General features: G+C 65.9%; 19 protein-coding genes and 1 pseudogene. 14 read left to right on the top strand and 6 right to left on the bottom strand.

The genetic code is table 11. The features are described from left to right. Nucleotides 1–3: 3 nt before the first annotated feature. Together G6N77_RS12065 and G6N77_RS12060 are read right to left on the bottom strand one after the other, a co-directional pair. Nucleotides 4–1,689, bottom strand: coding sequence for an acyl-CoA dehydrogenase family protein (locus G6N77_RS12065; protein ID WP_165182417.1), 1,686 nt, complete (start codon nucleotides 1,687–1,689; stop codon nucleotides 4–6). Between the two features lie 96 nt (nucleotides 1,690–1,785). Continuing rightward, a complete protein-coding gene (locus tag G6N77_RS12060; RefSeq protein ID WP_165182416.1) occupies nucleotides 1,786–3,129 on the bottom strand; it encodes an MFS transporter in 1,344 nt (447 codons plus the stop codon). A gap of 164 nt (nucleotides 3,130–3,293) precedes the next feature. On the opposite strand from G6N77_RS12060, the gene G6N77_RS12055 reads away from it, so the two are divergent. Together G6N77_RS12055 and G6N77_RS12050 are read left to right on the top strand one after the other, a co-directional pair. Further along, entirely contained in the window at nucleotides 3,294–4,208 is a 915-nt protein-coding gene (locus G6N77_RS12055; protein ID WP_165182415.1) for a LysR family transcriptional regulator, read from the top strand. A 60-nt stretch (nucleotides 4,209–4,268) separates the two neighbouring features. Next, the gene (locus G6N77_RS12050) at nucleotides 4,269–5,492 is read left to right on the top strand and encodes an amidohydrolase (protein WP_165182414.1); all 1,224 of its coding nucleotides are present in this window, start codon (nucleotides 4,269–4,271) and stop codon (nucleotides 5,490–5,492) included. A gap of 145 nt (nucleotides 5,493–5,637) precedes the next feature. On the opposite strand, the gene G6N77_RS12045 is transcribed toward G6N77_RS12050, so the two are convergent. Both G6N77_RS12045 and G6N77_RS12040 read right to left on the bottom strand, forming a co-directional pair. Continuing rightward, nucleotides 5,638–8,448 (bottom strand): alkaline phosphatase family protein, encoded by a 2,811-nt coding sequence (locus G6N77_RS12045; RefSeq protein ID WP_306986510.1) that lies wholly within the window; start codon nucleotides 8,446–8,448, stop codon nucleotides 5,638–5,640. A gap of 240 nt (nucleotides 8,449–8,688) precedes the next feature. Next, entirely contained in the window at nucleotides 8,689–10,005 is a 1,317-nt protein-coding gene (locus G6N77_RS12040) for an MFS transporter (RefSeq protein WP_165182412.1), read from the bottom strand. Between the two features lie 187 nt (nucleotides 10,006–10,192). Here G6N77_RS12040 and G6N77_RS12035 point away from each other — a divergent pair, with 187 nt between their 5' ends. The 12 genes from G6N77_RS12035 to G6N77_RS11980 all read left to right on the top strand — a co-directional run bounded on the left by G6N77_RS12035 (nucleotide 10,193) and on the right by G6N77_RS11980 (nucleotide 21,513). Next, nucleotides 10,193–10,963 (top strand): IclR family transcriptional regulator, encoded by a 771-nt coding sequence (locus G6N77_RS12035; RefSeq protein WP_165182411.1) that lies wholly within the window; start codon nucleotides 10,193–10,195, stop codon nucleotides 10,961–10,963. 136 nt (nucleotides 10,964–11,099) lie between these two features. After that, nucleotides 11,100–12,029, top strand: a complete 930-nt coding sequence (locus G6N77_RS12030) for a shikimate dehydrogenase (RefSeq protein ID WP_165182410.1) — start codon at nucleotides 11,100–11,102, stop codon at nucleotides 12,027–12,029. Further along, nucleotides 12,029–13,879, top strand: a complete 1,851-nt coding sequence (locus G6N77_RS12025) for a bifunctional sugar phosphate isomerase/epimerase/4-hydroxyphenylpyruvate dioxygenase family protein (protein WP_165182409.1) — start codon at nucleotides 12,029–12,031, stop codon at nucleotides 13,877–13,879. Before G6N77_RS12030 ends, G6N77_RS12025 begins: the two co-directional genes overlap by 1 nt. Nucleotides 13,880–13,945: 66 nt before the next feature. Continuing rightward, on the top strand, nucleotides 13,946–14,746 hold the full coding sequence (gene pcaH / locus G6N77_RS12020) for a protocatechuate 3,4-dioxygenase subunit beta (RefSeq protein WP_165182408.1): 801 nt from the start codon (nucleotides 13,946–13,948) through the stop codon (nucleotides 14,744–14,746). Next, a complete protein-coding gene (gene pcaG / locus G6N77_RS12015) occupies nucleotides 14,739–15,323 on the top strand; it encodes a protocatechuate 3,4-dioxygenase subunit alpha (RefSeq protein WP_165182407.1) in 585 nt (194 codons plus the stop codon). Before pcaH ends, pcaG begins: the two co-directional genes overlap by 8 nt. Before the next feature lie 5 nt (nucleotides 15,324–15,328). Next, nucleotides 15,329–16,744, top strand: coding sequence for a lyase family protein (locus tag G6N77_RS12010; protein ID WP_165182406.1), 1,416 nt, complete (start codon nucleotides 15,329–15,331; stop codon nucleotides 16,742–16,744). Next, complete coding sequence (locus tag G6N77_RS12005) at nucleotides 16,737–17,627, top strand: alpha/beta fold hydrolase (protein ID WP_240902060.1); 891 nt, start codon at nucleotides 16,737–16,739, stop codon at nucleotides 17,625–17,627. Before G6N77_RS12010 ends, G6N77_RS12005 begins: the two co-directional genes overlap by 8 nt. After that, entirely contained in the window at nucleotides 17,624–18,121 is a 498-nt protein-coding gene (pcaC, locus tag G6N77_RS12000) for a 4-carboxymuconolactone decarboxylase (protein WP_165182405.1), read from the top strand. Before G6N77_RS12005 ends, pcaC begins: the two co-directional genes overlap by 4 nt. After that, on the top strand, nucleotides 18,118–19,332 hold the full coding sequence (locus tag G6N77_RS11995) for a thiolase family protein (RefSeq protein WP_165182404.1): 1,215 nt from the start codon (nucleotides 18,118–18,120) through the stop codon (nucleotides 19,330–19,332). Before pcaC ends, G6N77_RS11995 begins: the two co-directional genes overlap by 4 nt. 9 nt (nucleotides 19,333–19,341) lie before the next feature. Next, the gene (locus G6N77_RS11990; RefSeq protein ID WP_165182403.1) at nucleotides 19,342–20,034 is read left to right on the top strand and encodes a 3-oxoacid CoA-transferase subunit A; all 693 of its coding nucleotides are present in this window, start codon (nucleotides 19,342–19,344) and stop codon (nucleotides 20,032–20,034) included. Further along, nucleotides 20,031–20,705 (top strand): 3-oxoacid CoA-transferase subunit B, encoded by a 675-nt coding sequence (locus tag G6N77_RS11985; protein WP_165182402.1) that lies wholly within the window; start codon nucleotides 20,031–20,033, stop codon nucleotides 20,703–20,705. Before G6N77_RS11990 ends, G6N77_RS11985 begins: the two co-directional genes overlap by 4 nt. 4 nt (nucleotides 20,706–20,709) lie before the next feature. After that, on the top strand, nucleotides 20,710–21,513 hold the full coding sequence (locus tag G6N77_RS11980) for an IclR family transcriptional regulator domain-containing protein (RefSeq protein WP_165182401.1): 804 nt from the start codon (nucleotides 20,710–20,712) through the stop codon (nucleotides 21,511–21,513). Between the two features lie 49 nt (nucleotides 21,514–21,562). On the opposite strand, the gene G6N77_RS11975 is transcribed toward G6N77_RS11980, so the two are convergent. Together G6N77_RS11975 and G6N77_RS11970 are read right to left on the bottom strand one after the other, a co-directional pair. Further along, nucleotides 21,563–22,489 (bottom strand): S1C family serine protease, encoded by a 927-nt coding sequence (locus G6N77_RS11975; protein ID WP_240902058.1) that lies wholly within the window; start codon nucleotides 22,487–22,489, stop codon nucleotides 21,563–21,565. A 624-nt stretch (nucleotides 22,490–23,113) separates the two neighbouring features. Then, nucleotides 23,114–23,287, bottom strand: a pseudogene (locus tag G6N77_RS11970) (helix-turn-helix domain-containing protein); the annotation flags it as partial. Nucleotides 23,288–23,897: the final 610 nt, after the last annotated feature.

Raw genomic sequence — 23,897 nt, 5'->3', positions numbered from 1 at the left:
TGCCTATTTGAAAACGCTCAGTGCCGCTTCACGGGGCACGGAGTCCCCGTCAACAATTTCATCGAGCCACTGCAGGGCCGCCGGCAGCGCGCCGGTGCGGCCATTGACGATCACGTCCAGGTAGGAGTTCGCCACCATCAGCTTTCGGTAGCCGTTGGCTGACTCGTGGATGGCCTGCTCGAGCAGCAGGGTGGACATGACCAGCTGGGCCAGGGTGTTGGTGTAGTGGCCGATCAGCGCCTGGGCGTCCTGGTTCGCACCCGCGAGGAGGGCATCCCCGCGGGTGAGGACCAGGTGCCAGGCCTCCGTGAGCTGCTGCGCGCCCGGGGCTGCGTCGGTGGCCTGCAAGGCGGAGAGCTTTTCGAGCATTGAGTCGGCGACTACGCGGTGGGCCCCGTACTGCTTCATGCAACGCAGCACATCCAGGGCGATCACGTTGGAGGATCCTTCCCAGATGGAACCGAGGTGGGAGTCGCGCATCAGGCGCGAGTTGGGCCAGTCCTCAATGTAGCCGTTCCCTCCCCGGATCTCCATGGCCTCACCGGTGACCCAGCGGGCCCTCTTGCAAATGTAGTGCTTGGCGATTGGGGTGAGCACTCGAATCAGGGACTTGGCGTTCGCGTCGCCGCCGTCGGCCTTTTGCAGCGTGTCTCCGGAGTGGAAGATCAGCCCGAGTGCGGCCTCGGCTTCCAGGGCGAGAGGCAGGATGGTGTTGCGCATGAGGGGCTGCTGCATCAGCGGCTTCCCGAAGACCACCCGACGCCGTGCATGGTCCACGGACTCGACGACGGCACGGCGCATCAGTGCGGCAGAGCGCATGGCGTTGGACAGCCGTGAGGTGTTGATCATCTCCGCCATCTGCTTGAAACCGCGGTCGAGCTCGCCCACCTGCAGCGCGTAGGCCCCGTCAAGGGTGATTTCGCCGCTGGGCATGGAACGGGTGCCCATCTTGTCCTTGAGCCGGTCAATGACGTAGCTGTTGCGGGTGCCGTCCGGCAGCACCTTGGGCAGCATGAACAGGCCCACGCCGCGGGTGGTGTCCGGGCCGCCGGGGTACTTGGCCAGCGTCAGGACCACATCGGCGTCGGGGTTGGACGTGAACCACTTCTTCCCGCTCAGCCGCCAGGCACCGCCGTCGGGCACGGCCTGGGTTTCGGTCATGGCAATGTCGGTTCCGGCCTGGGTTTCGGTCATGAACATGGCGCCGGTGAAGCGGCTTTCCGGCTCGGTGGAGGTCAGTCCGTCAATGTAGGGTCCAAAGAGCTCCGGATCGCCGAACTTGCGCAGCGTGCGCGCCGCGGCGTCGGTCATAGAGACGGGGCAGGCAAGCCCGAATTCCGCCTGCACGAAGAGGTAGGACAGGGCGTATTTCGCCAGGTGCGGCGGGGTTTCCGTCCAGCCATGGAGGCCGCGGTGGGACAGGGCGGAGAGGCCATACTGCTCATACGCCGCCTTGGACAGCTCCACGTAGCTGGGGTGGTAGCTGATGCGGTCCACCCGTTTGCCGTCGCGGTCAAAGTGTTCCAGTGTTGGCTTGTTCTTGTCCGCCGTGTCGGCCAGGGCCGAGAGGCGGTTGGCGACGTCGGCGCCCAGTTCGGTGAGCACCGGGACCAGCAGGTTCCGGTCCTCGGGGGCGAGGTAGCGCTCCACCAGGGGCATCAGGGCTGGATCGCTGCTTGCAAAGTTCATGGAGTTTGACGTGCCTTTCAAGATTTCTTCATTAAATGTTTGGCGGTGCAGCGCCGGGCCGTCGGCGGTCAGGCGATGGCCGTCCGGCGCTGGCGGTCAGGGGCTGGCGGTTTCGGCCTGGCCGTCCCGTCCGGTCCAGGCCTTGCCACGCAACAGCGCCAGCATGCAGACAAGGGAGAGAACAACGTAGCCGATGCCCAGGCAGACAACAGCCCAGATGGAGCCGCTGACGTTGAGGAGCATTTGGCTCAAGAAGGGCGCCGTACCGGCGAAGATCGCGGTGGCGAGCTGGTACGAGACGGAAATTCCGGTGTACCGGATATGTGCCGGGAACAGCTGGGCCAGTACTCCGGCAAGCGTTGCGTAGTACATGCAGGTGGGGATTGTTGCCAGGACCATGCCCAGCATCGCCAGGATGATGTTGCCGGTGCTGATCATGGTGAACATGAAGGGCAGCAGAACAATTTCCGGCACCAGCATCCACAAAATCGCCGTTCGCACATTGATTTTGGACGCAAGGAGGGCGCCGAGCGGCTGAATAAACACCTGGGCCACCAGCGCCACCGTGATGACTTGCAGGAACTCCGCCCGGCTGTAGCCCAGATCCTGCGTGGCCCAGGACAGAGCAAAGGTGGTCTTCACATAAGTCAGTGACACGCCAGCAACCACGGCGCCGCCGGACAGCAGGACCACGCCGTAATGGTTGCGCAGGATTTCGAGGAGCGGAACACGCTTGCTGGTCTTGGACTGGATGGCCTTGAGCATTTCAGGCGCCTCACTGATTTTCAGGCGGACGTACAGGCCAATGAGAATGAGAATGGCCGAGGCCAGGAAGGGCAGCCGCCAGCCCCAGGAGCCAAACGACTCCGCGCTCAGGGACGTGAGGGCAAGAAAGGCCACGGTGGCCAGCAGGTTTCCCACAGGTGACCCCTGTTGGGCAAAAGCGCCGTAGAGTATCTTCTTTTTGGGAGGCGCAAACTCCGTGGCGATGAGCACCGCCCCGCCCCATTCACCGCCCATGGCCACACCCTGGATGATCCGCAGCAGCACCAGGAGAATGGGCGCCAGCACGCCAATCTGCGCGTAGGTGGGCAGCAAGCCAACGCCAACGGTGGCACCGCCCATCAACAACAGCGTGGTGATGACAGTGTTCTTGCGGCCGAACTTGTCGCCGAAGTGGCCAAAAATGATGCCGCCCAAGGGGCGTGCAATGAAGCCGACGGCAAAGGTCGCGAAGGCCGCCAGCGTTCCGATGGCAGGAGACGTTTCCGGAAAGAACAGCTTCCCCAGGACCAGTGCGGAAGCGGTGCCGTAGATGAAGAAGTCAAACCACTCTATGGTCGTGCCCACAAAGGCCGCGATTCCGGCCCGGCGGGCTTGTGCCGGCCCAATGACCGACACGGCGGGCACCTGCTCTATTGATGCGTTCCTGATGCTCATTCATTTCCTCCAAAAGGTGTGGGGCCTCACTCACCCCTATGCTGCATGTCACTATTTCAGAATTGATCCTTTGAGTCCAAGACATAGTTGCGCAGTAATTGATGTAAAATTCACAATAATCGTGCCGGCACCGGCCGGCAGCCATCCAAGGAGACCCAGCCCACATGGAATTTCGGCAGTTTGAGGCATTCCTGGCCGTCGCGGAGGAGCTTCATTTCGGGCGCGCGGCCGAAAAGCTGCACGTGGCCCAGCCGGCACTCAGCCGGATCATCCGCATGCTGGAGAAGGAGCTGGGAACCGAACTGTTCGAGCGGACCACACGCAAGGTCCGCCTGACCCCTTCGGGCGTGGCCCTCTTGGAACCGGCGAAGGCCATCCACATCCATGTGGACGGAGTCAAGCGCATCACCCGGGCCGCAAAGCAGGGTGAGATTGGCAGCGTCAAGGTGGGGTTTGCCGGCACCACCGGATATTCCATCCTTTCCATCCTGGCCAGGGAGGTTTCGCGCGAGCAGCCCGGAATCAGCCTTGAACTTCAGCCACAGCTCTACTCAGGCGAGGCGCTGACGCTGCTGCGCGACGGGGAGATAGACCTGGGAGTGGTCAGCTCCCCAACACCCACAGGCATATCGGCGCACCTGGTTCGAAATGAGACACTCATCGTTGCCGTTCCGAGCGACCACCCGCTGGCCCGCGGAGGGCCGATCAGCATTGCCGAACTGCGGGACCAGCGGTTCATCGCCTACCCGGCGTCGCACGGCTCGCGGATCCGCGACGCCATGATCTCACTCTGCACGGCCGCGGGCTTCGTGCCCCACATTGCCCAGGAAGCCCCGGACCCCTACAGCATGCTGGCCTTGGTGGGGGCGGATGTGGGGGTTTCCATCGTGGTGGGCTCCTCCACCCACATCCAGGTCGACGGCGTGACGTACCGCCCTCTTGCCGAGGCCACTGGCGTGCTGCCCATCGCGCTCGCCTGGCGGGACACGAATCCCTCGCTGGCGCTGCGCACCGTCGTCGAACTGGCGAAGAAGGCATTCCCGCTTGAGCGCGCAGCGGAACCTGCCACGCACGCATAGCCGCTTGCACTTGGGGTCGCTGGCAACCTAGCCTGGTGCTCGACATCAGGAGGGAACACCATGCCAACCCCGCGATCCGCCATTCCGCCCACCCGGTTGGAGCTAGGTGAGCAAGAGTCCCACCAGATGCACCAGCTTTACCGAACGTTGCATGCCAACCCGGAACTCTCCATGCAGGAACACAAAACAGCAGACTTGATCGCCGGCAGGCTCACAGAGCTGGGCCTGGAAAACTTCCGCTGCGGGGGCACCGGAGTGGTTGGCATTCTGAGCAATGGGGACGGGCCAGTCGTCGCATTCCGCGCCGACACGGACGGCCTGCCCATCCGGGAGGAGACAGGCCTGCCCTACGCCAGCACGGCCACCGTGATGCACGGCCGCGGGCACGACACACACATCACGGCCGCGTTGACGGCCGCGGCGCTGCTGGCGGGGGCGAAGGATGCCTGGGCCGGCACCGTCGTGTTCATCTTCCAGCCGGGCGAGGAAACAGCTGCCGGGGCCCGCGCCATGGTGGAGGACGGGCTTTGGGAGAAGGCCCCCAAGCCAGAAATTGTCTTCGGTCAGCATGTCATGCCTGGCGCGAGCGGCACTGTCAGCGTCTGCAGCGGCCATGCCATGGCAATGGCCGACTCCTGGAAGGTGGTGGTCCGCGGCGTCCAGGCCCACGGTTCCCAGCCCCAGGATTCCGTTGACCCGATAGTGCTCGGCGCCCACATGGTGGTCAGGCTCCAGACGCTGGTGTCGCGGGAAACGCACCCGCTGGATTCGGCCGTCGTCACCGTCGGCACCTTCCATGCGGGCCTGAAGGAAAACATCATCCCCGCCTCAGCCGAGTTCACAGTCAACGTGCGCACGTTCACCCCGGACGTCCGGGAGAAGGTCCTGGCCGGCATCAGGCGGATCATTCTCGCCGAGGCAGCAGCCACCGCTGCGCCGGCGCCGGAAATTACCGAACTTTCCGCCTTTCCGCGCTGTTACAACGACCCGGCAGAAACGGCCCTGCTCATCCGCCGGTTCAGGGAGGCCTTGGGCAGCGACTCGGTCACCGAGCTGCCACCGACGATGGGGAGCGAGGACTTCGGCACCCTCGCCGACGCCATAGCCGTTCCCTCCGTGTACTGGCGGTTTGGCGGCTGTCCCGCCGAGCAGCTGGCAGACGGCGGACCGGTGTTCGGGAATCACTCCCCGCGGTTCGCCCCGGCGATCGAACCCACTTTGAGCACCGGCGTGCGCGCGGCCCTGGCGGCCATCCTGTCCAAGGTGGGAACGGCGGAGGACTAAACGCGGCAGAAACCGTCAATCACCACGCCCCGGTCCCGCCACAGGGCGATTGAGGATGTAGTCAGCGCCGGGACAAGCGGTGAAGGCCACCTCCGGGGAGGTGGCCTTCACCGTTTTCAGGTTGGCAGGTGCCGCCGCCGGACGGTCAGCCGTCCGCGTGTCCGGTGGAGCCTGCGGGGACGCCCGGCACGTTGTCCGGCCCATAAATTTCGGTGTCGCCCGGGTACGGGCTCTGCCAGCGGTGTGCCTGGTACCAGGTCCAGCGGTTGAACAGGTACGGGTTCGCGGAGTCTTCTTTGGCGCCGTTGCCGGTCAGGTGCTGCTTCTTGGACCAGCTGTCCCATTCCCCGGCAATCGCCTGCATCGAGGCGGGAACGGCCACCGCGTCGGCCGCGGCGGCGTTGACCGCGGCGGCCGCAGCGCCCGTCTGGCCCAGCGTGTCATTGCCGCAGGCCGGAGCCGTCTTGACGCCCTCGGTCAGCGGAACCTGGTTCGGGACCGCCGTGTAAGGCGTCAGCTCGGCCTTGTTGGTGAAGGCGTCAAACATCGGGGTTGCCGCAGCGACTTTCTGGTTGAGCGGCTGCGCACCGAGGATCTGCTCGATGGTCCGGACCATGTTGATCTGCGAGTAGAACGTGCTGACCGTCTTGCCGTGCACCGCGTACGGGCTGATGACCTGGACGGGTGCCCGGTGGCCGTCAACGTGGTCGGCGCCGTCCTGGCTGTCGTCCTCGGCAATGAAGATCGCCGAGTCCTTCCAGTACGGGGAATGCGAGATTTCGTCGACGATCTTGCCCACGGCGAGGTCGTTGTCGGCAACCTGGGCTGACGGGCCCGCCGTGCCGCCCGTGTGGTCGCTGGAAAGCCATGTCATCTGGAAGTTCTTCGGGCCGTTTTTCTCGAAGTCCTGCTTCCAGGTGGCGTAGCGGTAGATGTCAGGCACCGAGGTGTCGAACGGGGCCGCGTTCGGGTCGCTGATCGCGTTGAGCGAAGGAATGGTCGAGCTGGCGTGCAGCTGGAGCGCCGGGGTGAAGAGTTGGGCCGGGTCGCCTCCCGCCATGGTGCTCGACGCCGCGCAGTAATACTGCTGCCACGTTGCGCCGGCCGGCTTGCCCTCGCCATACAGGAACTCGCCGTAGTTCCGTGCAGTCTTGCCCGCGGACTGGATGGCCGTCCAGAGGAATCCGGAACGCTGGTGGCCCAGCACGTCCTCCTCCGTGTCATAGGAGCGCGTGTACTCCCCCGCACTGGTCTCTGTGTACGCGGGGTTGTCGCCCTGCATCATCCAGTTGTGGCCCTCGGCCGAGTTCGTGCCGATGTCGTAGGTGTTGTCGTAGAGGCCAAACTGGCTGGCCAGCGCATGCTGGTTCGGGGTGACCTTCGCACCAAACTGAGCCAGCGAGGCATCGCCGTTGCCCTGCTTCATGTCGCCGTAGACCTGGTCGTAGGTACGGTTTTCCTTGACGATCAGGAACACGTGCTTGATGGTGGACGGATCCCCAATCCGCTTCGGCACGGCCACGGCCGGAATCTTGGCGGCGGCTGCCGCCGTCGCTTCCTTAACGGCACTGCCATTCCAGCCGTTCTGCTTGAACACCGTCTCGGTGTACTGCTGGATTTGGCCGTCCGAGGGCAGGGTGAACTTGGTCAGCGACGCCGTGGTGGAGTGGGTGCCGTGGCCGGTTGCAACCGTGGTGCCCGGGCCCTTGTTGAAGCTCAGCTCCGGGCCGCGCGCATCAATGCCGCGCATGTTTGTGACCACAATCTGGCCGTTCACGGCCGCCACGTTCCCGGGGAAGTAGTCCGTCGGCAGCAGGCCGATGTAGCTGGCAGGGTCCTTCGGCTCGGTCCTGTTGACCTTGTAGACGGCGACAGCGTTCGCGCGTCCCAGCGAGACCAGCAGGTGGTCCCCCTGCATCGTGATGGATGTGGGCTCATATCCCACCTGCGACGAAGCCCACGGCTGGGTTGCGATGGTCTGGACCACCTTGCCGGAGGCGGTGTCCACGACGGAAACGGTGTCGCTGTTGGTGTTCGCCACGTACAGCGCGGCGCCGTCAAGGTACAGCGCAGTGGGGTGGAGCTGGACGTCGATGGAAGCGACAGGAGCCGAGGCGTTCACCGTGTCTATGACGCTGAGTGTGCCGGTCGTGGAGGTGCCAAGGTAGGTGTCGGCGGGAACCTGCGAGCCATAGGAGCCCATTGTCGCGTCCCCGGCAACGGCCTGGCGGCCGCCTTCGTTGGAGACGTACAGCTTGCCGCCGGCGAACTTGAGCTGGCGGGGCGCGATCCCCGTGGCGAAGGTCGCTTTGATGGTGCCAGCAACCGGGTCAAGGGCGACGACGGAGTTTTGGCCATTGACGGCGGCATACAGCGTGGCCCCGTCGGGCGAGAACGCCATGCCGGCGGTCAGCGCCTTCGCGCCGCCAACTGTCGGGATGCCGATCTTCGTGCCTGCGCCGAGCGATCCGTCTGCATTGAAGGGGTAGCGGACGATCCCGGTGGCAACCGGTGAATAGAGGAACTTGCCGTCGGGCGAGAAGACCGGACCTTCCTGGCCCACCGTGCCGTCGGTCAGGTGCTGGTAGGCGATGGCCGGGTAGCCTGCGCTGCCCGCCGCCGTCGCGAACGACGCCGCAGCGAGGGTGCCTGCGGCGGCGACGGGCTGGTACGTCTTGAGGTCGAAAACCTGCAGGTCGACGGAACGGTCGGCGCTGGTCCCCACCAGGTAGCGGCCGTCGGGGCTGACGGTGGAACCCATGATCTTGCCGAACGGAGTCATGAGCCGGTCGCCGATGGGCTTGATGACCTGGTTCGAGGAGATCTGCTGCCCATTTTCGGTCTGGGCGCCGACCTGTTGCTGGTTGAAGGGAATGATCGAGGCGGCAGCGATCCCGCCGCCCAGGAGGGCCAAGGTACAGCTTGCGGCCACGATCGCCAGCGGCTTGTTTCTCACGACGGCCGTTGACATCCTGCTCAGGCCAAATGGGCGGGAGAGTTTGTTGTCGGACGGTTTGCCAGGGACTTTTTGCGGTTTTGTCATGTGATTCAAAGTAGGCCGCCCGGTCTAACCCAAGCTGTTGCCCACATTAAATCCATCGGCAATTTTGATGAAATTTTTCTTCCCGCACGACGGCGGCACCCGCCGCGCGCTGAAAGCGCAAGCCGGGTGCCGCCGTCGTTCTTGGCAAGGGGGCTAGCGGCCCAGTTCCGCCGTGGGGACCTTGAACGTCTCCTTGGCCGTTGAGGCCGAGACGGCGGCAATGATGCAGATGACTCCGGTGAAGATGCTGATCTGGACCCACCCGCCGGGCTTGATTCCGCCCATGGCGGCAACAATGGCGGGTGCAAAGCCTGCCATCAGGAAGCCGATCTGGGTGCCAATGGCGAGGCCGGAAAAACGGACCTTGGTGCTGAACATTTCGCCGTAGAAGGATGGCCAGACGGCATTGGCGGCAGCGTAGCCGCAGGCAAAGTAGACAATCGAGACAAGGAACATCAGCGGCACGCTGCCCGATTCCAGGGACAGCAGGAACAGCGGGGTCATGACCGCGCTGGCCAGGGCGCCGTAAATGAACACAGGCTTGCGGCCGATCCGGTCCGCGAGCTTGCCGAACATCGGCTGGGTAAACAAGGCCACAAAGTTGGCGGCGACCACCAGCCACAGGGTGATGGTGTTGTTCACGTGCGCCACGTCCTGGGCATACTTGATGGCCAGGGCGCCAAAGACCGTGCTGACGGCAGCAATGAACGCGCAGCAGATAACCCTGACAACGTCGCGCCAGTGGTGCTTGAGCAGTTCGGCAATGGGCAGCTTGGCAATCTGGTCGTTCTTCTTGGCCTCCGCAAACGCGGGCGGCTCGGCCAGGGACCTGCGGATGAAGAAGGCAATGACCACCACGATGGCACTGACCCAGAACGGGATGCGCCAGCCGATGCCGTACTTGATGTCGTCCGGGAGCGCAACCACGGGGATGAAAATGAGGGCCGCCAGGATTTGCCCGCCCTGCGTGCCGGTCAGCGTCCACGAAGTAAAGAAGGAGCGCTGGTGGTCCTGGGCATGTTCGAGCGTCAGGGACGAAGCCCCTGCCTGCTCACCGGCTGCGGAGAGTCCCTGGCACAGGCGGGCCAGCACCAGCAGGATCGGCGCCAGCCAACCCACCGTGGCAAAGTCCGGCAGGCAGCCAATGATGAATGTGGATCCACCCATGAGGACCAAGGTGAAAAGCAGGACCTTTTGCCGGCCGATCTTGTCGCCAAAATGGCCCAGGATGACAGCCCCGAAAGGCCGGGCAACGTAGGCAAAGCCAAACGTGGCAAAGGACATGATGGCGGCGTTGGCATCTGCGCTGGGGAAGAAGACGTGGGGGAAGATCAATGCCGCGGCAGATCCAAAAATGAAGAAGTCGTAGTATTCGACCGCGCTGCCCAGGAAGCTGGCCAGGGCCGCCTTCTTGGGAGTCCCTTCAGTGGGGGCCAGGCCTCGCTCGCTGAGGCGCATTGTTTGTTTCATCGGATTCCTTTGTGTGACTGCGGTGTCTCAAAATACTGGCGTGTTGCGTAGTTCAAAGTTTTCGCGGCGTTTCCACATTGTGGCAACGACTTGTGCTATGTAGAAATCATGGCCGTGACTGGCGTCACTTGTCAAGGATTACTTTCACCATCTAGTCATAGCTCCCACCATGTGGCAACATGGAATCATGACTGTGACTGAGGACACCAAGACTGACATGATCGGCAAGGCGCTGGGGCTGCTGGTGCTGCTGGGCTCGGAGCCGCGGGGGGCCAGTGCCTCCGAACTCTCCAAGCTGGCCGCCCTGCCGTTCAGCACCACCTACCGGCTGCTGGGCTCACTGACCCGGGACGGCTTTGTTGACTACGAACCGGACGGCCGGCTGTACCGGCTGGGCCTGCGCGTCTTCCAGCTGGGCCAGCAGGTCTCCAACCACCACGGCTTTGCCGGCACTGCCATGCCCATCCTGCAGCGGGTCACCGACGTGACCGGTGAGGCAACCATACTTTCCGTGCGCGACGGCGAACGGCACCTCACCGTAAGCAAGGTGGACGGACCCCAGACATTCCGCGTTACCAGCGATCCAGGCCACCTGGGCTTGCTCCACACCACCTCCGTGGGCAAGGCGCTGGTGGCCTTCGCGGCGGATGCCGACCGGACCCGGCTGGTGGAGGAGCTGGAACTCAAGCCCCTGACCGCCAGGTCAATTACGGACAGGGACACCTTCCGTGAAGAGATTGCCCGGGTGCGCAGCCAGGGCTATTCCGTCATGGACGAGGAAAACGAACTGGGCATGCGCGCGGTGTCCGTGCCGGTACTCAATGCCCAGGGCGTTGCGTTTGCCTCATTGGCCATTGCGGCCCCGATATTCCGGCTGACCATTGAACAGATGGTGGCCCATGTTCCGCTGCTGAAATCCGCCGCCGCCGAGCTGTCCGTCAAATTGCCCGTCAGATAACTTTTCACGATGTTCAAGATGTGAACATCTGTACAAAATACGAACAAGTGTTGTAATGTCATTCATGTCACCGGAGCGTCCGCCGGACGGACCCACCTTCCCGGCCCGCGGTGACAACCCCAAAGGAGCCATGCGCATGAGTATTCGAGCCGAGTCATATTTGTTGGGGCTCATCGGGGAAGGCGTCCTGCCCTCCCTGTCGCCGGCCCTGCACGAACGCGAAGCCGACCGCCAGGGACTGCGCCTGCTGTACCGCCCCATCGACCTGCTGGAACTTGGACTGGCCCCCACCGCCGTCGGCGACTTGCTGGAAGCCGCCGCCCGCATGGGCTTCAACGGCCTCAACGTCACCCACCCCTGCAAGCAGCTGGTGCTGCCCTTCCTCGATGAGGTGTCCGAGGACGCCCGCAGGCTTGGCGCCGTCAACACCGTGCTGATCCGGGACGGTGGCTTTATTGGCCACAACACCGACTTCTCGGGCTTCGGCGGGGCCTTTGCCACCGGGCTGCCGAACGCCCCCGTGGGCCGCGTGGTCCAACTCGGCGCCGGCGGGGCGGGCTCGGCTGTGGCGTACGCCCTCCTCAGCGCCGGGGTGCAACACCTGGACCTGGTGGACATGGATGGCGGCCGGGCCGTCAGCCGGGCTGAAGAACTTCAGGGCCTGTTCCCGGACCGCACAGTCTCCGGTGGCGGCATTGGCGGGCTGGATATGCTGGTGCCGGGCGCCGACGGCCTGGTGAACTGCACCCCCATGGGCATGAAGGAGCACCCCGGCGCCTCCTTTGACCTGGAATTGCTGACCCCGCACCACTGGGTGGCCGACATTGTGTACCGGCCCATCGAGACTGAACTGGTGCAGCATGCACGCAAGCGGGGCTGCCTGGTCCTCGACGGCGGACGCATGGCCGTGGGCCAGGCGGCGGACGCCTTCCGGTTGTTTACCGGCAGGGACGCCGACGCCGACCACATGCGCACCCACTTTCTGGACATGGTTGAACGCGAAGGCAGCGCAACAGCGGCCACCAGCCATGGAACCCAGCCGCTGCTCAGCGGGGCGGCCGGCTGATGCGCACCGGAATCGCCACTGTCTGCCTGTCAGGCACGCTCGAGGAGAAGATGGCCGCCTGTGCCAGGGCCGGCTTTGACGGAATTGAAATCTTTGAACAGGACCTGGTCACCTCCGCCATGAGCCCGGAGGAAGTCAGGAGCCGGGCGGCGGACTTGGGCCTGTCCCTTGACCTCTACCAGCCCTTCCGGGACTTCGACGGCGTGGACGATGAACAGCTCTCAGCCAACCTCCGCCGGGCCGCTGCGAAATTCACACTCATGGGCAGGCTGGGCATCGACACGATCCTGGCGTGTTCCAACGTGGCCACCGCCACGCGCGGGGAGGACGACATCCTCGCTGCGCAGCTGGCCCAGTTGGCGGGCCTGGCCGGGGACCACGGCGTCAAGGTTGCCTATGAGGCGTTGGCCTGGGGCCGGTACGTCAACGACTTTGAGCACGCCCACCGCCTGGTCCAGGCCGTGGACCACCCGAATCTGGGAACCTGCCTGGATTCCTTCCACATCCTCTCCCGCGACTGGGACACCGCCCCGATTGAAAACCTGGAAGCGGCAAAGATCTTCTTTGTCCAGGTTGCGGACGCCCCCAAGCTGTCCCTGGACGTGCTGTCCCTCAGCCGCCACTACAGGGTCTTTCCCGGGGAGGGCCAGTTCAACCTCGCCAAGTTCATGGGGCACCTGGCCCGCACCGGGTACGACGGTCCCGTCTCCCTGGAAATCTTCAACGACGTCTTCCGCCAGTCCGATGTCACGAGAACCGCCGTTGACGCGATGCGTTCCCTGGTTTGGCTCCAGGAGCAAGGCGCCGCCTGGCTGGCGTCGGCAGGCGAAACGGAACGGCTACCCCTGCGCATGGCCACGCTCCCCCGGGTCCCCGAGCCCACCGGGTTCAACTTTGCCGAGGTCAAGGCCGCCAGCACCCCTGCCGTGGAGACACTGCTGGGACAGCTGGGCTTCACGTCCGAGGGGCGACACCGCACCAAGGACGTCCAGTTGTGGACCATGGGCCAGGCGCGCGTGGTCATCAACGAGGCAGCCCCGGAGGGTGCGGAGCCTGCCATCTCGGCCCTTGGCTTCGACGTCGAGAATCCCCTCCTGGCGTCATCCCGGGCACAGCAGCTCCTGGCCCCGGTGGTCCCCCGCAAGTCGCAGGCGGACGAGGAAGTCTTCCAGGGCATCGCCGCCCCCGACTCCACGGAAATCTTCCTGTGCCAGGGCAGCGCCGACGGCACGGCGGCATGGACAAGCGAATTCGGGCCCGGCGCCGCCGGACGGGGCGGCAGAAGGCCGGGGGCTGTCATCGACCACGTGAACCTGGCCCAGCCATGGCAGCACTTTGACGAAGCCGTGCTGTTCTACACCAGCGCCCTGGCGCTGGAACCCCAGCCCTTCGCTGAAGTGCCGAGCCCCACAGGCCTGGTCCGCTCCCAGGTCATGGACACCTCCAACCGCGGCGTGCGCCTTGTCCTCAACCTGGCCCCGCTCATCCAGCAGGGCGACGGCGTCCACAAGAGCTACCAGGAACACATCGCCTTTGCCGTGGACGACCTGGTCGCCACGGCACGCGCCGCCAGGAAACGCGGCCTGAAGTTCCTGGACATCCCGGAAAACTATTACCAGGATCTGGCGGCCCGCTTTGACCTGGAACCGGATTTCCTGGACACCCTGCGGGAGCTGAACCTGCTCTATGACAGGGACGCAGACGGCGAATTTCTGCACTTTTACACCGCCACGGTGGGCAGCGTGTTCTTTGAAATGGTCGAGAGGCGCGGCGGCTACGACGGTTACGGCGCGCCCAACGCGCCCGTCCGGCATGCAGTCCAATATGGCCAGCGGCATTCCAGCCCCTGATGCACGGCAAAGCTACAACACGAAATTGAACCCAACCACCCAGCAAACACAGGAAAGGAAGGCACCATGACCAGCCCGCGGCAGAACACCCAGCAGGAAATGAGCGCCGAGATCCAGGCCATTGCCTCCACGTACCGCCAGTCCCTGGCAGCAGGCGCTGCACCCTTGACGCAGCCCAGCTTGGACTACGCCCCCTACAGGAGCAGCATCCTGCGCCACCCCACCAAAAACCTGCACCACACGGACCCGGAAACCATTGAACTTGCCTCCCCCGCGTTCGGCCACCAGGATGTCAGCCCCCTCGAGGCGGACCTGACCATCGTCCACAACGGCGAACCCCAGGGCGAACGCATCAAGGTGGCGGGCAGGGTGCTCGACGGCGACGGCCGCCCCGTGGCCGGGCAGCTGGTGGAAATCTGGCAGGCCAATGCGGCGGGCCGGTACATCCACAAGCGTGACCAGCACCCGGCCCCCATCGACCCGAACTTCACGGGCGTGGGCCGCTGCATCACTGGCGCGGACGGATCCTACGCGTTCACCACCATCAAGCCGGGCGCGTACCCGTGGAAGAACCACATCAACGCCTGGCGCCCGGCGCACATCCACTTTTCACTCTTCGGCAGCGAGTTCACACAGCGGATCATCACGCAAATGTATTTCCCCGGGGACCAGCTCTTTCCGCTGGATCCCATTTACCAGTCCATTGTGGACCAGGACGCCCGGGACAGGCTCGTGGCCACGTACAACCACGAGCTGACCTCCCCCGAATGGTCCCTGGGCTACAACTGGGACATCGTCCTGACCGGCCCAAAGCGGACCTGGACGGAAACTGAGGCACTCGGCGAGGATGGCGAACACCATGGATAAACTCACCCCAACCCCAGGCCAAACGGTGGGGCCCTTCTTCGGCTACGCACTGCCCTTTGAGAAGGACAACGAACTCGCCGCCCCTGGACGCCCCGGCAGCATCCGCCTGCAGGGCACTGTCACCGACGGCGCCGGAGCTCCCATTCCGGACGCCATCCTGGAGATCTGGCAGCCCAATGCGGACGGCAACATTGTCGCCGAAACAGGCTCCCTGGTCCGCGACGGCTACACGTTCACCGGCTGGGGCCGTGCCTCGACGGGCAACACGGGCAGGTACACCTTCACCACGGTCAACCCCGGCGCCACCCGCCCCGGAGCGGCACCGTTCATCGCCGTCGTGCTGTTTGCCCGAGGGCTCACCAATCGCCTGTTCACCCGGATCTACCTGCCCGAGGACACTGCGGCCCTCGCCGCCGACCCCCTGCTTGCCTCCCTCCCGGAGGAGCGGCGGTCCACCCTGCTGGCCAGCCGCGAGCCCGACGGCGGCCTGCGCTGGGACCTTCGCCTCCAAGGTGACGGCGAGACCGTGTTCCTGGAGTTCGACGGCGCCCGGCACGCCCCAGCCCAGGGAGCGTGAGGTCCGTGCCCGGCACCTTTGGCCTGCTTTCCCCCGCCACCGCCGACCCGCAGCTGAGGTCGCTGACGGACGACGACGCCGTGGTGGCGGCCGTGCTCGCGGTTGAATCCGCGTGGGTCGCGGTCCTGGAAAATGCGGGCCTGGCCCCGGCCGGCTCAGCCGCCTCGGTCCAGGAAGCGGTGCGGGAAGGCTCCTTCGACGCCGCGGAACTGGCGGCGGCCGGGCAGGGAGGGGGGAACCCCGTGATCCCCATCGTGGCGCGCCTGCGCACCCTGGTGGCCGGCCGCAATGCGCCGGCGGCTGCTGCCGTCCATGCGTCGCTGACCAGCCAGGACGTGCTCGACACCGCCCTGATGTGGCTGGCCCGGAGGGCCGTGGCCGCCCTCCGGGAGGACGTGGCGGGCGCCGCTGCGGGACTGGCCGGCTTGGCCAAATCCCACCTCGACACGCTGCAGGTGGCAAGGACGCTGACCCAGCAATCCCTGCCATCCACCTTTGGGCTGAAGGCGGCGCAATGGTTCCACGGGCTCGCGTCGGCTGCAGCACGACTGGACGCCATCGAGTTCCCGGTGCAGTTCGGCGGGGCGTCCGGGACGCTGGCTGCCGGCTCCGTCCTGGCCGCCAGCGCGGGCACGGATCCTTTCACGCTGGCCGATTCCTGGGCCCGTGAGCTGGGCCTGGCTGCGGCGCCGGCGCCGTGGCACACCAACCGGGCCGCCGTGACAGCCCTGGGTGACGCCCTTGCCTCCCTGTGTGACGCGGCGGGGAAGGTCGCCAACGATGTGCTGCTGCTCAGCCGTCCGGAATTTGGCGAGCTGGCCGAGCCCCGGGCCGCGGGCCGCGGCGTTTCCTCGGCCATGCCGCAGAAGCAAAACCCCGTCCTGTCCGTGCTGGTGCGCAGTGCGGCCCTGGCAGCCCCCCACCATGCGGCACAACTGCACCTAGCGGCCGCCCTGTCCGTCGACGAACGCCCTGGCGGCGCCTGGCACAGTGAGTGGGCCGCACTGCTGTCCCTCCTACAACTGGCTGGCGGCGCCCTGGCCGCCCTGCGCGAAGTGGCCTGCGGCCTGCAGGTTTTTCCGGCCGCCATGCGCCGCAACCTGGGACTCAGCGGCGCGCTGCTCTTGAGCGAGGCAGTCAGTGCCGCCGTGGTGCCCCTGCTCAGCGACGGGGGCGGCAGCGCCGGCGGCAGGGAACTGTTCCAGGCCGCGGTGGACCGGGCCCTGGCAGCACCCGCCGGGGACCAGGGGGCGGAATTCGCCCGGCTCCTGCGGGACGCCGTGCCGCGGCACGCACTGTCCGATGCCGGGCTGGACGCCTTGCTGGATCCTGCCGGCTACCTGGGTGAAAGCCGTGCAATTGTCACACGAATATTTGCCGCCCACCCCCAGTGGGCGCCGGAAGGAACCAGCCATGAGTGAGGCAAGGGAAATGGTCGTGGACACCCGCGTGCCCGCCGTCAAGGCGGTGCTGCTGTCCCCGCAGCGGCCCCTCGGGCAGCACCCGCTGCTGGTGGTGGGCTGTTCACTGGGCACTTCCTCCGTGCTGTGGGAGCACGTGGGGGCCCTCCTGGGCGGCGGCACAGGCGGCGGGACAGGCGGCCAGGACGACGGCGGCACCCCTGTGGACGTGGTTGCCTGGGACCTGCCGGGGCACGGGGTGTCCCCCGCCTCGGAGTCGCCCTTCACCGTCGCCGGGCTCGCGGAAGCCGTCATCACACTGGTTGATTCGATCGCCCCGGGCGCACAATTCCACTACGCCGGCGTCTCCCTGGGCGGGGCAGTGGGTTTGCAGCTCGGAATTGACCACGGAACGCGGCTCCTGGGCCTGTCCGTGCAGTGCTCCGGGCCCAAGCTCGGCTCACCCGAAGCGTGGGCCGAGAGGGCCAATACCGTCCGCACCCAGGGCACGCCCGTCATGATCCAAGGCTCGGCCCAGCGCTGGTTTGCCAAGGGGTCCATGGACCGCGACCCCGTCCTGGCCAGCCGGCTGCTCCATTCCCTGCGGGACGCCGACCGCTTCAGCTACGCCCACTGTTGCGGCGCTCTGGCCGGCTTTGACGTCCGCGGCGAACTGGGCCGGATCAGGGTGCCGTTCCAGGCCGTGGCCGGAGAGGAGGACACCGTGGCGCCGCCGGAGATGGCGCAGGCCATGGTGGACGCCGTCAACGCCACCCCCAACGCTCCCTCACCAAACGGGGCGCTTTCCGTGACCCTCCCGCATGTTTCCCACCTGGCCCCGGCCGAAGCGCCCGGCGAGGTGGCCCGGCTGCTCCGCAGCCTGATCGAAGGGAACCAGCCATGACCGCCACAACAGCACCCCAGCCCGGCAGCGCCGGATCCGAAGACGTGCCGCCCCAAGGCGCAGTCACACCGGAGGCCACCACGGCGGAGGTGTACCGCGCCGGGCTGGCAGTCCGCCGCGAAGTACTCGGGGACGCCCATGTTGACCAGGCCGGCGCAGCCATGGACGGCTTCACCGCCGACTTCCAGGACATGATCACCCGCATCGCATGGGGCGGCATCTGGACCCGGCCGGGCCTCAGCCGGCAGATGCGCTCCGCGGTGACCATTACCTCCATGGTGGCCCACGGCCACTGGGAAGAACTGGCCATGCACCTCCGGGCGGCGCTGCGCAACGGACTGTCCCGGGACGAGATCAAGGAAATCCTGCTCCAAACCGCCATCTACTGCGGGGTCCCCTCCGCCAACACGGCCTTCAAGACCGCCCAGGAAGTCTTTGCCGGCCTCGACAACGAGCCAGCCGAAGCAGCCACCCAGAAAGACGAACTGCCATGAACCACGCGTACCTTTACGACGCTGTCCGCACACCCTTCGGCAAGTTTGGATCCGCCCTGGCCGCGGTCCGCCCGGATGACCTGGCCGCACACGTGGTCAGGGAATCCGTGGCCCGCGCGCCCCGGCTGGACGTAACCAGGATTGACGAGGTGGTGTTTGGCAACGCGAACGGCGCCGGGGAAGAAAACAGGAACGTGGCACGGATGGCCACCCTCCTGGCCGAGCTGCCCACCTCCATTCCGGGCACCACAGTCAACCGCCTGTGCGGTTCCTCCCTGGACGCGGCCATGATCGCCTCCCGCCAAATCAACGTCGGCGACGCCGAGCTGGTGCTGGTGGGCGGCGCCGAGTCGATGAGCCGGGCGCCGTGGGTGCTGCCCAAGACAGAGCGCCCCTTCCCGGCCGGTGACCTGTCCCTGTCCTCCACCACCCTGGGCTGGCGGCTGGTCAACCCGGACATGCCCGGGGAATGGACGGTGTCCCTGGGCGAGGCCACCGAGCAACTGGGCGAAAAGTACGGCATCACCCGCGAACGCCAGGATGAATTTGCCGCCCGCTCCCACAACCTGGCGGCTGCAGCCTGGGACGAAGGCTTCTACGACAACCTCACCACCGCGGTCCCGGGCACGGAGCTGCTGCGGGACGAGGGCATCCGCCCCGGCTCCACCGCTGCGAAACTGGCCGGGCTGAAGACGGTCTTCCGGAAAGAGGAGCTGGGCGGCACGGTCACGGCGGCCACCTCCTCTCCCCTGTCCGACGGCGCCTCCGCAGCCTGGCTGGGCTCGGAGGCGGCCGCCGGGATCCTGGGGCTGGACCCGATCGCCCGGATCGCCGGGCGCGGCGCCAGCGGCGTGGACCCGCAATTCTTTGGCTATGGGCCCGTCGAGGCCGCAAACCGGGCCCTCGCAAAGGCGGGAATCGGCTGGGAGCAGGTGGGCGCCGTCGAACTTAATGAGGCCTTTGCCGCACAGTCGCTGGCCTGCATCGATGCCTGGGGCATTGACCCGGAGCTCGTGAACCGTCACGGCGGAGCCATCGCCATGGGCCACCCGCTGGGCGCGTCCGGCGCGCGCCTACTGGGCACACTGGCCCGGAGCCTGCAGGCTTCGGGGGAACGTTGGGGTGTGGCCGCGATCTGCATCGGCGTTGGCCAGGGCCTGGCCATTGTGCTGGAGAACGTCAGCGCACCCATCAACGCGGCGAAGAACTAGGGGAAGCCAATGCCCATAATTGCAAACTCCGCGGCCGAGTCCGTGGCCGGCATCGGGGACAATTCAACCGTGCTGATCGGCGGTTTCGGCAATGCCGGCCAGCCCATGGAACTCATCGATGCCCTGCTCGACGGCGGCGCCACCGGCCTGACCGTGGTGAACAACAACGCCGGCCAGGGCGACGCGGGCCTGGCACTGCTGATCAAGGAACGCAGGGTCCGCCGGATCATCTGCTCCTTCCCGCGGCAGCCCGACTCCTGGCACTTTGACGCCGCCTACAGGGCCGGAGAGATCGAGTTGGAGCTGGTCCCGCAGGGCAACCTGGCCGAACGGATCAGGGCCGCCGGGGCGGGGATAGGCGGGTTCTTCACGCCCACCGGCTTTGGCACCATGCTGGCCGAAGGCAAGGAAACCCGGGTGATCGACGGCCGGGGCCACGTGTACGAGACCCCCATCCACGCCGATTTCGCCCTCATCAAGGCGCTGACGGCCGACCGGGCGGGGAACCTCATCTACCGCAAGACCGCCAGGAACTTTGGTCCCATCATGGCTGCCGCGGCCAAGGCCAGCATCGTCCAGGTAAGCAATATTGTCGACACCGGCGGGCTCGACCCGGAAATCGTCGTCACGCCCGGCATTTACGTCAACACGATCGTCCGGATACCCGCTGCGGCGCCGGAAAGGGAAGAGGCAAGGCCATGAACACCCAGGCAGCAGACGTTGCGCACAGCGCCACCCGGCTGGGACGCGAGGAACTGGCCGCCCTGGTCGCCTCCGACATCAAGGCCGGCTCCTTCGTCAACCTCGGAATCGGCCAGCCCACCCTCGTCTCCAACTACCTCCGCCCGGAGCAGGCCGTCACGCTGCACACCGAAAACGGCATGCTTGGCATGGGGCCCGAGGCCCACGGCGACGACATCGACCAGGACCTGATCAATGCCGGCAAGATTCCGGTCACCGAACTGCCCGGGGCATCCTACTTTCACCACGCCGATTCCTTCGCCATGATGCGCGGGGGCCACTTGGACGTGTGCGTGCTCGGGGCGTTCCAGGTGTCAGCAGGCGGCGACCTGGCCAATTGGCACACCGGCGCACCCGACGCGATTCCCGCCGTCGGGGGTGCCATGGACCTGGCCACCGGGGCCAAGGAGGTTTACGTCATGATGAGCCTGTTCGCCAAGGACGGCTCCGCCAAGCTGGTCCAGGCCTGCAGCTACCCGGTCACGGGCGTGGGCTGCGTGACAAGGATTTACACCAATGAGGCTGTTTTCCTCCTGGGGGCGGACGGCGTGCAGGTCAGGGAAACGTTCGGCACCACGCTGGCTGAGCTTCAGGACCGCGTCCCGGTGCCCCTGACGGCGGCGCTAGGATAAGGAAATGACCGAAGCGCAGACCGCCCCGCCCGTGGCCAGCGACCAGTATGTGCAGTCCCTGGCCCGCGGGCTGGCAGTGATCCGGGCGTTCGACGCCGACCACCCGGCCATGACGCTTTCCGAGGTCGCCCAAAGAACGCAGCTGACCCGGGCCACCGCCCGGCGCTTCCTGCACACATTGGTGGAGTTGGGCTACGTCCGCACCGATGAGAGGCAGTTTTCCCTGACCCCGTCCGTGCTGCAGCTGGGGTACGCCTACCTGTCCGCGCTGTCCCTTCCGCAGCTGGCCCAGCCGCACCTGCAGGCGCTGTCCACCCAGCTGGGTGAATCCACCTCCGCGGCCGTGCTCGACGGCGGCGACATCAGCTATGTGGCCCGCGTTGCCACCCGGCGCATCATGAGCGTGGGAATCACTGTGGGCACCCGTTTTCCGGCCTACGCCACGTCCATGGGAAGGGTGCTGCTGGCGGGGCTGCCGCCGGCCGCGCTCAACGCATATTTCGCCTCCCACGCCGTGGTGCCCCTGACCCCCACGGCTGTCGGGACCGAAGCCGGAATCCGCGAGGCTCTCCAGGCTGTGCGAATTCAGGGGTGGTGCCTCCTGGACCAGGAGCTGGAGCTCGGCCTGATGTCGATGGCGGCACCGGTGCATGACGCCGGCGGGACCGTCGTGGCCGCCGTCAATGTCTCCCTGCAGGCCCAGGCGGTAAACGCAAAGGCTGATCCGCCCGGCTTCTTGGCCACCGTCCGCGAACAACTGCTGCGCACGGCGGCCCTCATCTCCGCGGACGTGGCCGCCGGGAAGTAGCGGGGCTGCCAGGCAGCTTCCTCCGTCGATGGCCGTTCAATACCAAGGCCTACTCGGTCGTCTCCACCGGGACCGCAATCACATCCACCATGGCCCCGTTTCGCAGCACCGTCACTGCCAGCGGCGCACCGATGGCCTCGGCAAACAACTGCTTTTGCAGGCTCTGCGCACTTGAAACGGGGCGCTGGGCAACGGTGAGCACCAGGTCCCCGGACTTCAGCCCTGCCCGGTCCGCCGGGGAGCCGGCCATGACATCCACCACGCGCAGGCCCTCCTGCTGCCCCGTCCGGACGGCCAGAGTTTCGTTGAGCCGGACCGGCGAGCTGACCAGGCCCACGTAGGCGCGGCGGACCCTCCCGTCCGTCATGAGGGCCGAGATGATCCTGCGGGTGGTGGCGTTGATTGGAACAGCCAGGCCCAGCCCTGCACCTGCGACAGCGGTATTAATGCCAACCACCCGCCCCTGGGCGTCGGCCAGCGCCCCGCCCGAATTGCCGGGGTTCAGTGCCGCATCGGTTTGGATGACGTCCTCAATCACCCGCCGGTTCCGTCCGAGGGCCGTGGGCATGGACCGTCCCAGGCCACTGACCACGCCGGCCGTCACCGAACCGGCCAGGCCCAGCGGGTTGCCCACGGCAATGACCAGCTGGCCCACCCGCAGCCCCTCTGCGTCGCCGAGGCGGGCCGGTGCATGCATGTGGGACAGGCCGCGGATCACGGCCAGGTCGGAAAGTACGTCCGCTCCCCTGATTTCAATGTCGGTTCCCGTGCCGTCGGCGAAGGCTGCCCACCCGCTGCTGGCGCCGGCCACCACGTGGGCATTCGTGAGCATGTAGCCATCCTCGGTAAAGACGACGGCGGAGCCCGCACCCGTGCGCGTGCGGCCGTTGCGGCCTGTGCCTGACACCTCGACGGCGACCACGTGGGGCGCCACCGCCTCGGCAACCGCAATGACGGACCGGGAATATGAGTCCATGACATCCTCAGTTTCAAGCCCGGGCTGGGACATCTCCGAATTTTCTTTCACCGCACACCTCCCGGGGCGGACGTGGCTGGTTGTGGGTGGCGCCGCTTGCCACTAATGCCCTGCGCCATATTCCACTACAACGAAAGTGACGCCTGCCATAGTCCTGTCGGCGGTACGCCGTCGGTGAACGGGTCATGGGCTGAATTTCCCTAAAACCATCGATCACTCGCCGCCAGATGAGGCAATGCATCCCACATCCAGTTCCCCGGCCTACCATCCAATTCCATCAACGGTGCGATGACCGATCCACGCACCGGTATCGTGTTCGGCAGGCTCGCCCTCAATGGCGCTGTCAACCATTCGATCTGGCGTGGATCGGACCAGTCCGGCGAAACGCGGGGAAGCGGTTTTCTCATGTGCCCACGACTAATGTGGGAACGCAATTGCCCAGTACGTTGACCACGACAGTCGTTGGGTCCACCAGCATGGCCGGGCCGCCAGAAGGTGATTCGGGACCCTTGGTTGAGGGCCCTTATGGCTCGCCCGGCCATCCCGTGTAAGACTCGGCAAGGTATGCCCGTGCGTGCCGGGAGGAAACCACTGAGTGGAGCTCGCCGAGCTGGCGCGCAGTGCCTCCACCAGACCGTGCCCGGCGAGTTGCTGGACCAGGCGATGCGCAGTGGTGAGTGGCAGCCCCGCCCGGCGGGCCAGCTCCGACAGCTGGAGGCTGCCAGCCCCCTCCGGGAATGCGGCAATGAGGCGGACCACCCGGTCCACCACCGAGTCACCGGATCCTGAGTTCGCCACACCATCCTGATTTCAGTCAACGTTTTGGACTCAGGGTACGCCCGCAATCCGGGGAGGCCGCCTACATGTGCTGCTCGCCCGCGGAAACAAGCCGATTTCAGTCCAGTTGGACGCAGATCGGAGCCGACAAACTTTGGCTGATGCGGCCAAGGTTTCACGGAAATTCCCCATCGACCACGAAGCGGCTACGCCAGCGCATTGCTGAAAGCAGGGCGGCCGCTGCTTGAACGTAGGCATTGTTGAAACGAAAGGCACTTTCCGCGGGATTTCGTTTCAAGGGGACATGGTTGAAGGGTCCTGCTCATGCCAGATCAAGAAACGGCCACGCTGGGGGCGTCCAGTACTTCCGAGGCTAGTGGCGCTGGTGAGCCCCGACATGGAGCTAACCGGCGTTGAGGCTCCGGCACACGATGATCGGGGTGGAGGAGAAGTTCTCCCCGAATTCGTCAGCACGGGGCCGTCTCAAGCCAACAGCAACTTCGATGTCGGGCTTTCAGGATGCGCCCCAACATTGCCTCTCAGGGGAGCAACCGGTCAACGGGTGTCAACATCGTGTCAACGCTTAAACACGAAAACCCCCTGAGTTCAGGGGGTTTAATGTGCCCAAGGT

The organism is Arthrobacter silviterrae (assembly GCF_011045165.1).
Taxonomy (GTDB): Bacteria; Actinomycetota; Actinomycetes; order Actinomycetales; family Micrococcaceae; genus Specibacter; species Specibacter silviterrae.
This window is presented reverse-complemented; position numbering and strand designations above follow the sequence as displayed.

Excerpts from the sequence above, each read along its gene's own strand:
- G6N77_RS12065 (WP_165182417.1), bottom strand. The coding sequence starts at position 1,689 with ATGAACTTTGCAAGCAGCGATCCAGCCCTGATGCCCCTGGTGGAGCGC.
- G6N77_RS12060 (WP_165182416.1), bottom strand. The coding sequence starts at position 3,129 with ATGAGCATCAGGAACGCATCAATAGAGCAGGTGCCCGCCGTGTCGGTC.
- G6N77_RS12055 (WP_165182415.1), top strand. The coding sequence starts at position 3,294 with ATGGAATTTCGGCAGTTTGAGGCATTCCTGGCCGTCGCGGAGGAGCTT.
- G6N77_RS12050 (WP_165182414.1), top strand. The coding sequence starts at position 4,269 with ATGCCAACCCCGCGATCCGCCATTCCGCCCACCCGGTTGGAGCTAGGT.
- G6N77_RS12040 (WP_165182412.1), bottom strand. The coding sequence starts at position 10,005 with ATGAAACAAACAATGCGCCTCAGCGAGCGAGGCCTGGCCCCCACTGAA.
- G6N77_RS12035 (WP_165182411.1), top strand. The coding sequence starts at position 10,193 with ATGACTGTGACTGAGGACACCAAGACTGACATGATCGGCAAGGCGCTG.
- G6N77_RS12030 (WP_165182410.1), top strand. The coding sequence starts at position 11,100 with ATGAGTATTCGAGCCGAGTCATATTTGTTGGGGCTCATCGGGGAAGGC.
- G6N77_RS12025 (WP_165182409.1), top strand. The coding sequence starts at position 12,029 with ATGCGCACCGGAATCGCCACTGTCTGCCTGTCAGGCACGCTCGAGGAG.
- pcaH (WP_165182408.1), top strand. The coding sequence starts at position 13,946 with ATGACCAGCCCGCGGCAGAACACCCAGCAGGAAATGAGCGCCGAGATC.
- pcaG (WP_165182407.1), top strand. The coding sequence starts at position 14,739 with ATGGATAAACTCACCCCAACCCCAGGCCAAACGGTGGGGCCCTTCTTC.
- G6N77_RS12005 (WP_240902060.1), top strand. The coding sequence starts at position 16,737 with ATGAGTGAGGCAAGGGAAATGGTCGTGGACACCCGCGTGCCCGCCGTC.
- pcaC (WP_165182405.1), top strand. The coding sequence starts at position 17,624 with ATGACCGCCACAACAGCACCCCAGCCCGGCAGCGCCGGATCCGAAGAC.
- G6N77_RS11995 (WP_165182404.1), top strand. The coding sequence starts at position 18,118 with ATGAACCACGCGTACCTTTACGACGCTGTCCGCACACCCTTCGGCAAG.
- G6N77_RS11990 (WP_165182403.1), top strand. The coding sequence starts at position 19,342 with ATGCCCATAATTGCAAACTCCGCGGCCGAGTCCGTGGCCGGCATCGGG.
- G6N77_RS11985 (WP_165182402.1), top strand. The coding sequence starts at position 20,031 with ATGAACACCCAGGCAGCAGACGTTGCGCACAGCGCCACCCGGCTGGGA.
- G6N77_RS11980 (WP_165182401.1), top strand. The coding sequence starts at position 20,710 with ATGACCGAAGCGCAGACCGCCCCGCCCGTGGCCAGCGACCAGTATGTG.
- G6N77_RS11975 (WP_240902058.1), bottom strand. The coding sequence starts at position 22,489 with ATGGACTCATATTCCCGGTCCGTCATTGCGGTTGCCGAGGCGGTGGCG.